Origin of the sequence: Nocardia crassostreae (genome assembly GCF_001613405.1) — a bacterium.
Taxonomy (GTDB): domain Bacteria; phylum Actinomycetota; class Actinomycetes; order Mycobacteriales; family Mycobacteriaceae; genus Nocardia; species Nocardia crassostreae.
This window is the reverse complement of record NZ_BDCH01000017.1, coordinates 239,904-254,834: the sequence shown is the minus strand read 5'-3', so window position 1 is coordinate 254,834 and position 14,931 is coordinate 239,904. Positions and strand designations below refer to the sequence as shown.

At 69.9% G+C, this 14,931-nt stretch carries 5 protein-coding genes and 1 tRNA gene; 2 read left to right on the top strand and 4 right to left on the bottom strand.

What is annotated here, in order from left to right; genetic code table 11:
• Window positions 1-40: 40 nt before the first annotated feature.
• The 3 genes from NC4_RS17685 to NC4_RS17675 form a co-directional block, all read right to left on the bottom strand.
• Window positions 41-1,753 carry an alpha/beta fold hydrolase gene (locus NC4_RS17685; RefSeq protein ID WP_067539358.1) on the bottom strand — a complete coding sequence of 571 codons (1,713 nt, stop codon included), beginning with the start codon at window positions 1,751-1,753 and terminating at the stop codon, window positions 41-43.
• Between the two features lie 98 nt (window positions 1,754-1,851).
• Window positions 1,852-2,409 (bottom strand): TetR/AcrR family transcriptional regulator, encoded by a 558-nt coding sequence (locus tag NC4_RS17680; RefSeq protein ID WP_067539355.1) that lies wholly within the window; start codon window positions 2,407-2,409, stop codon window positions 1,852-1,854.
• A gap of 56 nt (window positions 2,410-2,465) precedes the next feature.
• Entirely contained in the window at window positions 2,466-3,029 is a 564-nt protein-coding gene (locus NC4_RS17675; RefSeq protein WP_067539352.1) for a TetR/AcrR family transcriptional regulator, read from the bottom strand.
• Between the two features lie 53 nt (window positions 3,030-3,082).
• Here NC4_RS17675 and NC4_RS17670 point away from each other — a divergent pair, with 53 nt between their 5' ends.
• Window positions 3,083-4,885 (top strand): ABC transporter ATP-binding protein, encoded by a 1,803-nt coding sequence (locus tag NC4_RS17670; protein WP_067539350.1) that lies wholly within the window; start codon window positions 3,083-3,085, stop codon window positions 4,883-4,885.
• 143 nt (window positions 4,886-5,028) lie between these two features.
• Here NC4_RS17670 and NC4_RS17665 read toward each other — a convergent pair.
• A tRNA-Leu gene (locus NC4_RS17665) sits at window positions 5,029-5,110 on the bottom strand.
• 389 nt (window positions 5,111-5,499) lie between these two features.
• On the opposite strand from NC4_RS17665, the gene NC4_RS17660 reads away from it, so the two are divergent.
• Window positions 5,500-14,907, top strand: a complete 9,408-nt coding sequence (locus tag NC4_RS17660) for a type I polyketide synthase (RefSeq protein WP_067539347.1) — start codon at window positions 5,500-5,502, stop codon at window positions 14,905-14,907.
• The last annotated feature ends 24 nt before the right edge of the window (window positions 14,908-14,931 follow it).

The following is a 14,931-nucleotide window of genomic DNA, read 5'->3' as shown; positions in this document are numbered from 1 at the left end:
CGACCTTTCTGTCTGTGAGCGATATCCGCCACCCATGGTGTCAGGTGCGGATCAAAGCCTCCGACACGGCCGCGGCCACGGCGGCCGGATGGGTCAGCTGGGGGTAGTGCCCGGCGCTGTCGACAACGGTGACCGGCGCATCGGCCGGAACGGTGAGTGGATTGTCCGAAGCAGCGATCAGCTGGACGGGAACGGCCGAGCCGCGCAAGAGCTCTCGCAGTTCCGCGCGGTGGTCCTCGCGGGCCGCGGCGCGCAGGGCGGTGGCGGTACGGGTGGCGACACCGAGGCGATGCAGGTTGGCGGCGGCGCTGTCGATGGCGGGACCGTGCGGCACCGCGAGCCGTTCGGCCAGGCGTGCCGCGGGCAGGCGGCGCAGGAGCGGCGCGGCCAGCGGGGAGTGCTCCAGCATTCCGGGCCGGTCCTGTAGGAAATACGGTGACACCAGCGCGATTCCGGAGACCTTCTCCGGGTGCGCGGCCGCGTAGCGGAGCACAGGGCCGCAGCCGAGGGAATGGCCGACGAGCACCGGACGGGTGGTGATTCCGGCGAGCAGTTCGTCGAGCCACTCGGTCGAGGATCCGGGACGGGGCGCCGACCGGCCCAGACCGGGCAGGTCCATTGCCAGGCTCGACGCGGGGAGCAGTTCGCGCACCGGATTCCACGAATCGCCGTCCAGTGGAAGTCCGTGCAGGAAAACGTAATCGGGTGCGCGGCGGTCGCCCGACAGCCAGGTGCCGTCCGCGGATCCGGCGGTGGGATCGGCGTGCGCGCGTCCGAACCGGGCGGCGACCAGGTGATCCGCCCAGGCAAGCAGGGCCGACTCGGTGGGCGGCATGTGGATTCCGGCCGACCGGGCCAGGGCATCGGCGGCCCCGGTGTCGTAGCCGTCCTCGGCCAGGAAGGCGAGCCGCTCCCGGTCGGCGCCGGTCACGGCCTTGGGCAAGGTGGCGACCAAGCGGGTGGGGACGGTGAAGCGCGGCGCGGGCACATGCAGATGCGCGGCGATCGATCGGACGAGGCCGGGCAGCGTCGGGCTGTTCTGATCGAGCACGGTGTAGGACCGCCCCGCCGATTCCGGTAGCTCCGGCAGCCGCGCCAGGAATCGCACGAAGAAGTTCAGATCGACAATGGGCACAAAGGTTTCGGTGCCGCCCGGCACCGCGGGCAGGCGTCCGTTCCACAGATCCTCGACCATCTCCGCCAGCCCGATGTACTGCCCCGGGCCGATGACCGTGCTGGGATTGGCAATGGTCAGCGGCGCGCCGATGGCTGCGGCCCGCTCCCGCAGCAGCCGATCGCCCTCACCCTTCGACGCCTCGTAAGCGCCTGTGCCGTAATCGATGTCGCCCGCGATATCGGAATCCACGCGATACCCGCTGATATGCACCAGCCGCCGCAGCCCCGGCCGCGCCGCCGCCCAGTCGAGGACATGCAGCGCTCCGTCCACATTCACCCACCGAGCCTCGGCCGGGTCGAGGCCGAAGGCGAATCGGGCCGCGCAGTTGTACACTTCGCGAATATCGTCCAGTGCCGCCGCCGGATCCAGACCCAGGCCCGGAACGGCGATATCGCTGGTGAGCACGGTCAATTCGGCCTGATCGACGCCCTGCTCCGCGAGCCACGAGGTCAAGCGCTCCGCACCGCCGGGCCGCACCGCCGCCGCCACGCGGTGACCATCGCCCAGCAGCCGGGCGACCAGAGCGCGCCCGATGAACCCGGCCGCGCCGAACACAATGCTGTCGGGATGTGTCATGACCACTCCTAGTAGATCGATCTACATATTTTTAAGCCGAAGCAAACGCCGCCCAGCGGCGGCGCATTCGAAATGTGCCAGGTCCGAGATGTGTTGTGTCAGAGCAACGTGCGCAAGGTCCGCTTCGCCTGCTCCAGCGGTTCACGGCTCCGATGCGTCCGAGCGAGCAGCAGTGCCCCCTCGATGAGAGCGAGCACCGCCACCGCCAGATCACCCGGATTCTCGTGCCGCCCATCGGCTTCCAGCCGCACCCGCAGCGCTTCCGTCCACCGCCGGTACGCGGCCGAGCACGCGGCCTGCACCGCGTCATTGGTCCCCGCCACCTCCAGCGCGACGGTCGCCACCGGACATCCGCTCTGCCACCCCGACGACTCCAGCCGATCACCCAGCGCCCGCAGCACCCGCGTCACCGCAGTGCGCGCATCCTTGTCCTCAGCCGCATCGATCAGCGCCCCAACCAGTTCCGCGCCCTGCTCGATGGTCGCACTCATCAACGCGTCCTTCCCCCCGGGAAAGTGGAAGTACAACGACCCCCGCGGCGTGCCGCTCTCATTGAGCACCTGATTGAGCCCGGTGCCGTAGTAACCTCGCCGCTCGATCAGCGACAAGGTCGCGTCGATCATCCGCTGCCGAGTCTCGGTTCCCTTGCTTCCCATGACCAAAAACTAGACCGGTCTACATATTTTTGCAAATCCGGTCGCTCCCACACCGCTCAGCGGCTGATGGCCTTACGGAATGTCAGCAGGCACAGGCTCAGCGCATCGTGCCTGGCTGCCCCTTCCTTGATGTGTTCCCACCCCGAGAACAGCATCGACCAGAGCACCTGCTGAACCCAGGCCGGGTCGAGGCGGCTGTCGATGACGCCCTCGGTGCGGCCGCGGTCGATCAAGTCCAGGAATTCGCGGTCCTGCGGAGAGGGCTGTTTCCACTCGGGCCCGGACAGCAACTGCGGCTCGGTATAGGACAGCATGAAGATATCGCCGAGCTCGAAGTACTCCTGGCACAGCCGATCCAGCGCATCCAGGATCGGCCCGTCCTGGAGCCGGGCTCGCGCGTGCGCGGCGTTCACCTTCTCCATGGTGTCGGCGCTGAGGGCGGCGATGAGGTCGGAACGCTCGGGGAAATACCGGTGCATGGTGGTGCGGCCCACGCCCGCCTGGCCCGCGATCGTCGCCATGGAGGCGCCGGGCTCGCGGGTCAGTACAGTGACCGCGGCATCGAGGATGGCTCGCCGCGTACGCGCCCGCGTGCCGGACTCCGCGATGGTCTCACTCATGGGCATACGATAACTCGATTGACCGAACTGGAACATAATGTTCTAATTTGACGATGATCGTTCCAGAAACCATGCGCTGGCCTCGGCTGCGGGTGCTGTGGTCCTTCGCTCGTCCGCACCTGCGCACGATCGGGCTCGGAATGGTGCTGGCGCTGCTGGCATCGGCCATGGGCCTGGCGACGCCCATGGTCACCAAGTGGGTCCTCGACTCGCTCGGCACCTCGGCCTCGCTGCTCGGCCCGATGCTCGTCCTGCTGGGGCTGCTGTTGATCGGCGTGGTGGTGCAGGCGTGGGAGTGGATCCTGCTCGGCTCGCTGGGGGAGCGGGTGGTGCTGGAAGCGCGGGAGTCCATGGTGCGCAGGTTCTTCCGCGCCACCGTGCCCGCCGTGACCCGACGCCCGATCGGTGAGCTCGTCGCCCGGGTCACCTCCGATACGGTGCTGCTGCGCGAGGCGGCGTCCTCCAGTGTGATCGGCCTGATCAACGGCGCGATCATGCTGATCGGCACGCTGGTGCTGATGGCCGTGCTGGACTCGGTCCTGCTCGGCGTCACGATCGCCGCCGTCCTCGTCTGTGTCGTCCTGTTCGCGACCCTCATGCCGGGCATCGCCACCGCGCAGGAGCGGGCCCAGGAGCATGTCGGGCGGCTCGGCGGCCTGCTCGAGGGCGCGCTGGGCGCCATCCGGACGGTCAAGGCCAGCCGCGCCGAAACCAGCCAATCCGACCGAATCCTTTCCGACGCGCGGGAATCCACCAGGCACGGCATTCGCGCGGTGCGCCGCGATGCCATTGCCTGGAGCGTCGGAATGAGCGGCATCCAGCTCGCCATCCTGCTCATCCTGGGTATCGGCGCCTGGCGCGTGAGCGAGGGCCTCATGCAGGTCTCGACCCTGATCGCCTTCCTGCTCTACGCCTTCGGCCTACTGGACCCGATCACCATGCTGGGCCAGCACATGACCACCCTCCAATCCGGCATCGCCGCCGCGGGCCGCATCCGCGAAATGGACAGCCTGGAACTGGAGTCCGACACCGCACCCGCCCACCCGCGCGCAGCCCAGCCGAACCCGGCCGGACCTGTCCTCGAATTACGCCGCGTGACAGCGGCATTCGCCCCCGATGCGCCCCCCGCCCTGACCGACATCGACCTCGCCATCCCCCGCCGCGGCCACACCGCCATCGTCGGCCCCTCGGGCGCGGGCAAGACCACCCTGCTCTCCCTGATCCTGCGCTTCCTCGAAACCCGAACCGGCGAACTACTTCTCGACGGCCGACCCTACCGCGAACTCACCCACGACCAGATCCGCGCCCGCCTGGCCTACGTCGAACAGGACACCCCGCTGGTGCCCGGCACCATCCGCGAAAACCTCCTCCTCTCCCGCCCCGAGTCCACAGAAGAGGAACTGCGCCACGTCCTCCACGAGGTCCGCCTGACCGACAAGGTCCGAACCCTGGAACAAGGCCTGGACACCCCCTTGAGCTCGACCGCCGTCTCCGGCGGCCAACGCCAACGAATCGCCTTGGCCCGCGCCATCCTTCGCGCCCCCGACGTCCTCCTCCTCGACGAGGCAACCGCCCAACTGGACGGCCTCACCGAAGCCGCCATCCACGACTGCATCCGCTGCCGCGCCACCCACTCCGCCGTGGTCACGGTCGCCCACCGCCTCTCCACGGTCATGGACGCCGACACCATCGTCGTCCTCGAATCGGGCCGAATCCGAGCCACCGGCACCCACTCTCACCTACTCGCCACCGACGACCTCTACCGCAGCCTGGTCCAAGCCCTCCGAATCTCCGCCGACAACGACCACCTCGCCGCTGCCCTGCCCGTCACCACAGCCGGTCACCAAGGACGGTAGTACGGCGAACAAACGCCCGATGCGCGAATGCACTGTGGCGTTTGCTGGAGAGTTACGGCCGTGTGATTCGGCGGGGAGCCCGCGGCGGGGAACCGGACAAAGCGGGCGCTCGGCGGGGATTGCCGCCGAGCCTCGGGAGGTTGTGCGCGAGGGGGGACTTGAACCCCCACGTCCGTGGACACCAGAACCTAAATCTGGCGCGTCTGCCAATTTCGCCACTCGCGCTGATGGTACGACCGTCCAAACTTTACCGGGCCTGAGCGGGATCGCGAAGCACCGGGGAGGTGTGGCGTACTGGTCGGTAACCCTACCAGGGGTTATAACGATTTTATAACGGGCAATGTGAGGGGCCCTCGCATTTCCTTCACGGGTGTAACCGGCCTCGCCAGGGGGTTCAAACATGAGGGAGGGTCATGTTTCTGAATATTCTGGTACGGGCGTCTCGAAATACCCAGTAGTAGCGGTGCTAGGCGACGCCAAACATGAGGAGATCCTCATGATTTTGTGGAATCCTCGTCATCTACCAGGGCCAGTTGGCCGGAGGAACACCTGCGCACCGTGAGCGCGGCCCAGTCCTGTGGGGATGGGGACGCCAGGAGAAGGAAGTCGAAGTCTTGACGATCAACGAGAGCACCGGGACCGGAGCGAAGGCCAAGGCGGCTGGAAAGAACCGGGAACAAGGAGTCAGGTCGTCGCTGCTGGATCGGTTGCTGGGGGGCGCGCCGTACGCCCTCGCATTCGGCGGGCAGGGGGCTGCGTGGCTCACCGAACTGGAGGAGATCGGGCGCGACTCGGCGCTCGAACCCGAGCTGACGGCACTGGTCAACGAGGCCGCGCGCATGCTCGAACCCGTTGCCGCGCAGCTACTCGTGGTGCGGCCGGTCGGCTTCGACCCCATTGCCTGGATGCTGGAGGAAGAACTCGCCGATCCCGAGCAGGGGGAGGTGTCGGCGGCGCCCACAGCGCAGGTGTTGCGTTCCGCCGCGGTCTCCATGCCGGGTGTGTTCCTGACCCAGGTCGCCGCGCTGCGCGCCCTGCGGTTGCAGGGCCTCGATATCGTCGCGCAGGCTCCGGTCGCGGTCATCGGGCACTCGCAGGGCCGGATCGCCGCCACCGCCGCGCAGGCGCACGGGCAGCGCGATGCCGAACTGCTGGCGATCGCCCAGCTCGTCGGTGCCGCCGCCGGTCTGGTCGCCCGCCGCCGCGGTCTCATGCCGGTGGGCGAGCGTTCGCCCATGGTCGCCGTCTCCAATGTCGATCCGGAGCAGTTGCGGACCGTTGTCGAGCAGCTGTCCGCGGATGTCGCCCCGGACAAGGCCGCCGTGCTCTCCATTCGCAACGGCCGTCGCCGCGCCGTGCTCTCCGGCCCGGTTGCACAGCTGGACCGGGTGCGGCGGCGCTGCGCCGAGATCCACGACGTGCAGGCGCGCGAGCGCGATGCCAAGAAGCGCGGCGGCGCCATCTTCGCGCCGGTCTTCGAGGACATCCCGGTCGAGGTCGCCTTCCATCACCCCGCGCTGGCCGACACCGTCGAACTGGTGCGCGGCTGGGCCGGGCAGTGCGGCATCGACGCCGAGCTGGCCGGTTCCCTCGCCCAGGAAGTGCTGGTCGATCCGATCGACTGGGTCGCGACTGTCGACGAGACGGTTTCCGAAGGCGCGCAGTGGATTCTGGACCTCGGTCCCGGCGATCTGCTCTCCCGCCTCACCTCCGGCTCGCTGAAGGGCACCGGCGTCGGCGTGCTCGCCGCCTCCACCCGCGCGGGCCAGCGCAGCCTGTTCACCCCGGGCGCCGCCCCCGAAATCGCCCCCGCCTGGGCCGATTTCGCGCCCGAGCCGGTGCGCCTGCCCAATGGCCGCATCGTCGTCGAGACCGCCTTCACCCGCCTCACCGGCCGCTCGCCCATCCTGCTGGCGGGCATGACCCCCACCACGGTCGACGCGAAAATCGTTGCGGCCGCGGCCAATGCGGGCCACTGGGCCGAGCTGGCCGGTGGCGGTCAGGTCACCGAGCAGATCTTCGCCGATCGCGTGGAAGAACTGCGCACGCTGCTGCAGCCGGGCCGCGCCGTGCAGTTCAACTCGCTGTTCCTCGACCCGTACCTGTGGAAGCTGCAGCTGGGCGGTAAGCGCCTGGTGCAGAAGTCCCGCACCGCCGGTGCGCCCTTCGATGGCGTCATCGTCACCGCGGGCATTCCGGAACTCGACGAGGCCGTCGCCCTCATCGAGGAGCTGTCCGAGGTCGGCATCACCCATGTGGCGTTCAAGCCCGGCACCGTGGCCCAGATCCGCGCCGTGCTGCGCATTGCCGACGCCGTCCAGGATTACCCGGTCATCATGCACGTCGAGGGCGGTAAGGCCGGTGGCCACCACTCCTGGGAGGACCTCGACGACCTGCTGCTCGACACCTACGCCGAACTGCGCGGCCGCGACAATGTGATCGTCTGCGTCGGCGGCGGCATCGGCACCCCCGAGCGCGCCACCGAATACCTCACCGGCGCCTGGGCCGAGCAGCACGGCTACCCGGCCATGCCGCTGGACGGCGTGCTGGTCGGCACCGCCGCCATGGCCACCCTCGAGGCCATCACCGCCCCCGAGGTCAAGCAGCTCCTCGTGGACACCCCCGGCACCCCCGACTGGGTCGCCGCGGGCACCGCCACCGGCGGAATGGCCTCCGGCCGCAGCCAATTGGGCGCCGATATCCACGAGATCGACAATGCCGCCTCACAGACCGGCCGCCTGCTCGACGAGGTCGCCGGTGACGCCGAGGCCGTGGCCGCCCGCCGCGCCGAGATCATCGAGGCGCTCGACCGCACCGCCAAGCCGTACTTCGGCGATGTCGCCGCCATGACCTACACCGAATGGCTGGAGCGCTACGTCGAACTCGCCGTCGGCCTGGACCGCCGCAAGGATTTCGACTGCGGCGGCGACTTCGGCGACGCCATCGCCGACGCCACTCGCTCGGTGTGGCTGGACATCACCTGGCGCGACCGGTTCGCGGATATGATGCGCCGCACCGAATCCCGCCTCAACCCGGCCGACCGCGGCGCCATCGCGACCCTGTTCGCCGACGATGCCGCCTTCGAGGAGCCGGTGCGCGCCCTGTGCACGCTGAAGGAGACCTACCCGGCCGCCGACACCACCGTGCTGCACCCGGCCGATGTCCCGTTCTTCGTCTCGCTGTGCAAGACCCCGGGCAAGCCGGTCAACTTCGTGCCCGTCGTGGACGGCGATGTGCGCCGCTGGTGGCGCTCGGATTCGCTGTGGCAGGCGCATGATCCGCGCTACGGCGCCGATCAGGTGTGCGTCATCCCCGGCACCGTCTCCGTCGCGGGCATCACCCGCGTGGACGAACCGGTCGGTGAACTCCTGGACCGCTTCGAACAGGACACCGCCTACGCCCTGGTGCGCGCGGGTATCGTCCCGGCCGCCGTGGACGGCCGCCGCCGCGCCGATGTCACCTCCGGCGCCATCGACACCGTGCTCGCCGCCCCCGATGTGCAGTGGGCCGGTCGCACCACCGTCAACCCGATCCACCGCCTGGGCGACCTCGCCGAGTGGACCATGAACGGCAAGGGCGCCGTCCACCCGCCCACCGGCGCCACCCTGAGCGCCGCGGAGGGCCCCGAAACCGACCACGCCTGTGTGGAATTGACGGTGCCGCTGCGCCGCCCGACCGGTCAGGGCTCGGAGGAGGCAGCCCGCGTAACCACGCAGAGCCCCCGCTCGGGCGAGAATGTGCACAGCCGCGATGCGGTGCGCATCCGCATCACCGTGCCGGTCAGCGTCTACAACGGCGGCGCCCCGGTCATTACCGAGGACGATGCCGAGACCGCCATGTCGGCGCTGCTGGCCGTGGCCGCCGGGCAGTCGCTGCCGGAGGTCAAGACCGTCGACGGCACCAAGGTCGCGCACATCAACCTGGCCTGGACCCCGGACCTCATCGCCGATCACGCGGGCGTCACCGGCGCCGGACTCCCGGCCAACCTCAGCACCATCGGCCGCACCGTGCCGGACGTGCTCGTGGGCGCCTGCTGGCCCGCCGTGTTCGCCGTGCTCGGCGCGACCCGCACCGACTCCGGTGCGAGCGTCATCGAGGGCATGCTGGACCTGGTCCACCTCGACCACCGGATCGCCCTCGTCGGCCAACTCCCCGATGGCGCAGGCGTTCTCGCCGTCCGCGCCGAGGCCGGGGAAACCCTGGACACCGATCTGGGCCGCGTCGTCGAGGTGCGGGTGAAGATCACCGGCATGCTGGACAAGCCGGGGACCGGCATGTCCATGCCGACCATCGCCACCCTCACCGAGCGCTTCGCCATTCGCGGCCGCACCGGCGCGGGCGAGCTCACCGATCCGCCGCGTGCCGCGGGCATCCTGTCGGACAAGGCTTCCGACACCCCGCGCCGCCGTCGCCGCGATGTCACCATCACCGCGCCGCGCGCCATGGCCGCCTTCGCGCAGGTCTCCGGCGACCACAACCCCATCCACACCTCGGATTCCGCCGCAAAGCTGGCCGGACTGGGCAGCCCGATCGTGCACGGCATGTGGCTCTCGGCCGCCGCCCAGCACGCGGTGTCGGCCATCGACCTGAGTGACAAGGTGCCGCCGCGCACCCTGACCGCGTGGACCACCCGATTCCTCGGCATGGTTCGCCTCGGCGCCCAGATCGATGTGCGGCTCGAGCGAGTGGCCGTGGACCAGGGCAGCGAGATCGTCGAGGTCTCCTGCCGCATCGGCGGCGATCTGGTCATGACCGCCACCGGTCGCATCGCGCCCCCGAAGACCGTCTACGCCTTCCCGGGCCAGGGCATTCAGACCAAGGGGATGGGTCTGGACGCGCGCACCCGCTCCAAGGCCGCCAAGGAGGTCTGGGACCGCGCCGACAAGCACACCCGCGAGGCCCTCGGCTTCTCGATTCTGGCCGTGGTGCGCGACAACCCGACCTACCTCAAGGCGCGCGGCGTCGAATACCGGCACCCGCAGGGCGTCCTGCACCTGACCCAGTTCACCCAGGTCGCCATGGCCACCCTGGGCGTGGCGCAGGTCGCCGAACTGCGCGAGCAGGGCGCGTTCATCGAGGGCGCCATGCTGGCCGGGCATTCGGTCGGCGAGTACAACGCGCTCTCCGCCGTCGCGGGCGTGCTGCCCATGGCCGCCGCGCTCGAGGTGGTGTTCCAGCGCGGTTCCGCCATGCACGAGCTGGTGCCCCGGGATGCCCAGGGCCGCAGCAACTATCGGATGGCAGCCATCCGCCCGTCCCAGATCGGCGTGGCCGACGACGATGTGATCGGCTTCGTCACCGGCATCGGCGAAGCGGCCGGGGAGTTCCTGGAGGTCGTCAACCTCAACCTGCGCGGCGCACAGTACGCCATCGCGGGCACCGTGAAGGGTCTCGAGGCCCTCGAGGAGGAAATCGAGCGCCGCCGTGCCGAATTCGGCGGTAAGCGCGCCTTCGTGCTCATCCCGGGCATCGACGTCCCGTTCCACTCCACCGTGCTGCGCGCCGGTGTGCCGGAGTTCCGGTCCAAGCTCGAGGAGCTGCTGCCCTCGGACCTGCACCCGGAAATCCTCGCGGGCCGCTATATTCCGAACCTGGTGCCGCGGCCGTTCTCCCTCGACCGCGACTTCATCACCGAGATCGCCGAACTGGTGCCCTCGGAGCCCCTGGCCGAGGTGCTCGCCGACTTCGACGAGTGGGCCGCCAAGCCCACCGAGCTGTGCCGCGTGGTGCTGGTCGAGCTGCTGGCCTGGCAGTTCGCCAGCCCGGTGCGCTGGATCGAGACCCAGGACCTGCTGTTCACCGATGCCGAGCACGGCGGCGTGGGCGTCGAGCGGTTCGTCGAAATCGGTTTGGCCGCAACGCCGACCGTCGCCAATCTGGCCTCCAATACGCTGAAGCTGCCGCAGTTCGCCGATGCCACCGTCGAGGTGCTCAATATCGAGCGCGAAGCGGGCATCGTGTACTCGACCGATACCGATCCTGCTCCGGTCGAGGACGTGGAGGAGGCTCCGGCCGAGACCGCTTCCGCCGCAGCCGCTCCGGCCGCCGCCGCGCCCGCCGCGGCCCCGGCCGCCCCCGCCGGTGGCCCGCGTCCGGACGACATCGCGTTCTCCGCCGCCGACGCCACCCGCGTGCTCATCGCGCTGTGGACCAAGCTGCGGCTGGACCAGATCGGCCCCGTGGACACCATCGAGGGTCTGTGCGACGGCGTCTCCTCGCGCCGCAATCAGCTGCTGGTCGACCTCGGCGCGGAACTGTCGCTGGGCGCCATCGACGGTGCGGCCGACGCCGATATGGGCGCGCTGTCCGCCACCGTGGAACGCCTGGCCCGCACCTACAAGCCGTTCGGCTCGGTGCTCTCCGACGCCATCGGCGATCACCTGCGCAAGGTCTTCGGCCCGTCCGGCAAGCGGCCCGCCGCCATTGCCGACCGGGTCAAGAAGACCTGGGGTCTGGGCGACGGCTGGGCCAACCACGTCACCGCCGAGGTCTCGCTCGGCACCCGCGAGGGCGCCAGCGTGCGCGGCGGCGATCTGGGCGGGCTGGTCTCGGGCGGCATCAATGACGGCGCCGCCGTCGACGCCGCCATCGACGCCGCCGTGCAGGCCGTGGCCGCGCGCCGCGGAGTCGCGGTCTCCATGCCCTCCGTCGGTGGCGGCGGCGGCGCGACCGTCGACGCCGCCGCGCTGGGTGAGTTCACCGAGCAGATCACCGGGCAGAACGGCGTCCTCGCCACCACCGCCCGCATCATCCTCGAACAGCTCGGCCTGACCGAGCAGGCGTCCGCGCCCGAGGCCACCGACGAGACCCTCGTCGATCTGGTCTCCGCCGAACTCGGCACCGACTGGCCGCGCCTGGTGGCGCCCGCTTTCGACGCCAAGAAGGCCGTGCTCATCGACGACCGGTGGGCCAGCGCCCGTGAGGATCTGGCCCGGCTGTGGCTGGGCGACGACGCCGTCCTGGCGGAGTTCCCGGTCGAGGGCTACCTCGGTTCCGGCGAAGCCGTTGCCACCCAGGCCACTTGGTGGCGCGAACGCGCCAAGAGCGAAGCCCGCTCGGTGCTGGCCGGTGTCTACGGGCAGATCGCCGAGGCCGCCGTCGGCAGTGCGGAGCCCGGCGTCTGGTCCTCCGATATCGCCGTGATCACCGGCGCCAGTAAGGGTTCCATCGCGGCCGCCGCGACCGGACGCCTGCTGGCGGGCGGCGCCACGGTCATCGTCACCACCTCCAAGCTGGACGACAACCGCCTGGGCTTTTACAAGAAGCTGTACCGCGAGCATGCCCGCCACGGCGCCGCGCTGTGGGTGGTGCCCGCGAATATGGCCTCCTACAGCGATATCGACGCCCTCATCGACTGGGTCGGCAATGAACAGGTCGACAATGCCGGTGGCGCGAAGGTTCTCGTCAAGGAGGCGATGACCCCCACGCTGCTCATGCCGTTCGCCGCGCCGCGCGTGGCCGGTGACCTCGCCGACGCCGGAGCCCGCGCCGAAATGGAGATGCGGGTCCTGCTGTGGTCGGTGGAACGCCTCATCGGCGGCCTGTCCAAGCTGGGCGCCGACCACGATGTGGACGCCAAACTGCATGTGGTGCTGCCGGGTTCGCCCAACCGCGGCCTGTTCGGCGGTGACGGCGCCTACGGCGAGTCCAAGGCCGCCCTCGATGCCGTGGTCGCCAAGTGGCGCGCCGAGAAGTCTTGGGCGCAGCGGGTCACCCTGGTGCACGCGCTCATCGGCTGGGTGCGCGGCACCGGGCTCATGGGCCATAACGATCCGCTGGTCGAGGCCGTCGAGAAGGCGGGCGTGCACACCTGGTCCACCCAGGAGATGGCCGACGAGCTGCTCAAGTGGTGCACCATGCGGGCCCGCATCGTCACCGCCACCGGACCGCAGCAGATCGATCTGACCGGCGGCCTGGCGCGCGCAAAGCTGGACCTGTCCGCGCTGGCCAAGGACGCGCACGCCGCGGCCGAGGAAGCCGAGGACGAGGCCGAGACGGGCATCGACGGCGCGACCATCGCCGCCCTGCCCGCCCCGCCGACCCAGACCTCCGCGCTGCCGGTCCCCGAATGGGGTTCGGTCACCGCCGATCTCGACGATATGGTCGTCATCGTCGGCGCCGGTGAGCTCGGCCCCTACGGCTCCGCGCGCACCCGCTTCGAGATGGAGGTCTCCGACCGCCTCTCCGCCGCGGGCGTGCTGGAACTGGCATGGACCACCGGCCTGGTCACCTGGGAGAACGATCCCAAGCCCGGCTGGTACGACGCCGAAACCGGTGACTACGTCGACGAATCCGAGCTCGCCGACCGCTACCACGACACCGTGGTGGAGCGCTGCGGCGTGCGCCGCTACGGCGACGACGGCGCCATGCTCGACAACACCGCGCCGCTGCTCACCTCGGTGTTCCTCGACAAGGATCTCTCCTTCGTGGTCAACAGCGAGGCCGAGGCCTGCGCCTTCCAGGCCGCCAACCCGGAGCAGACCGTCGTCACGCCGGTCGCCGATTCGGGCGACTGGCAGGTGACGCGCAAGGCGGGCACCGAGATTCGGGTGCCGCGCAAGGCCCAGCTGTCGCGCACCGTCGGCGGTCAGATCCCCACCGGCTGGGATCCCACCAAGTGGGGCATCTCCGCCGATATGGCGAACTCCATCGACCGCGTGGCGCTGTGGAACATCGTCTGCACCGTGGACGCCTTCCTGGGTTCCGGGTTCAGCCCGGCCGAACTCATGGCGTGGGTGCACCCGGCGCTGGTCGCCAATACCCAGGGCACGGGCATGGGCGGCATGTCCTCCATGCGCTCGCTCTACATCGACAACCTGCTGGGTGAGCCGCGCGCAAACGACATCCTCCAGGAGGCGCTGCCCAACGTCGCTCTGGCGCACGTGGTTCAGTCCTACGTCGGCTCCTACGGCGGCATGATCCACCCGGTCGCCGCCTGCGCGACCGCGGCGGTCTCCGTCGAGGAGGGCGTGGACAAGATCCGGCTCGGCAAGGCTGATCTGGTGGTAGCGGGCGGCTACGACGATCTCGGCATCGAGGGCATCGTGGGCTTCGGCGATATGTCCGCCACCGCCGATTCGGCCGCCATGTCCGCCAAGGGCATCAGCGACCGCTACTTCTCCCGGGCCAACGATCGCCGTCGCGGCGGCTTCGTCGAATCCCAGGGCGGCGGCACGATTCTCCTCGCCCGCGGCAGCGTAGCGCTGGAGATGGGCCTGCCGGTGCTCGGCGTGGTCGCCTACGTCCAGTCCTTCGCCGACGGCGTGCACACCTCCATCCCGGCCCCCGGCCTGGGTGCGCTGGGCGCGGGCCGCGGCGGGCCGGAGTCCAAGTTGGCCAAGGAACTTCGCAAGCTGGGCGTGACCCCGGACGAGGTGGCCGTGATCTCCAAGCACGACACCTCCACCGCGGCAAACGATCCCAACGAGTCCGAGCTGCACGAGCGCCTCGCCACCGCCATCGGCCGCTCGGAAGGCGCTCCGCTGTTCGTGATCTCGCAGAAGACCCTCACCGGTCACGCGAAGGGCGGCGCGGCGGCCTTCCAGCTCATCGGCCTGTGCCAGGTGCTCGAACAGGGCGTCATCCCGCCGAACCGCAGCCTGGACTGCGTGGACGAGAAGATGCTGGCCTACCCGAACCTGGTGTGGGTGCGCGAGGCGCTGGAGCTGGGAGATCGCTTCCCGCTCAAGGCCGGTCTGGCCACCTCGCTCGGCTTCGGCCACGTGTCGGGCCTGCTCGCGGTGGTACACCCGCAGGCGTTCGTCGCGGCCATCGAGCCCGGCAAGCGCGAGGAGTACCAGCGCCGCGCCGAGGAGCGTCAGCTCGCCGGACGCCAGCGCCTCAGCGAGGCCATGTGCGGCGGCGCGCCGATGTACGAGCGCCCCGCCGACCGCCGCCTCGGCGGTGACGGCACCCCGGCCAAGAAGGTGCGTCAGCTCGAAGCCGACACCCTGCTCTCGCCGCAGGCCCGCCTGAACGACGGCGTCTACGTCGCCGTCCCGAAGGGACCGGCCTGCCGGTAATGCCGGACCGGCACAACTGAACTC

Coding starts and splice junctions, on each gene's coding strand:
- NC4_RS17685 (WP_067539358.1), bottom strand. CDS start 1,753: ATGACACATCCCGACAGCATTGTGTTCGGCGCGGCCGGGTTCATCGGG.
- NC4_RS17680 (WP_067539355.1), bottom strand. CDS start 2,409: ATGGGAAGCAAGGGAACCGAGACTCGGCAGCGGATGATCGACGCGACC.
- NC4_RS17675 (WP_067539352.1), bottom strand. CDS start 3,029: ATGAGTGAGACCATCGCGGAGTCCGGCACGCGGGCGCGTACGCGGCGA.
- NC4_RS17670 (WP_067539350.1), top strand. CDS start 3,083: ATGATCGTTCCAGAAACCATGCGCTGGCCTCGGCTGCGGGTGCTGTGG.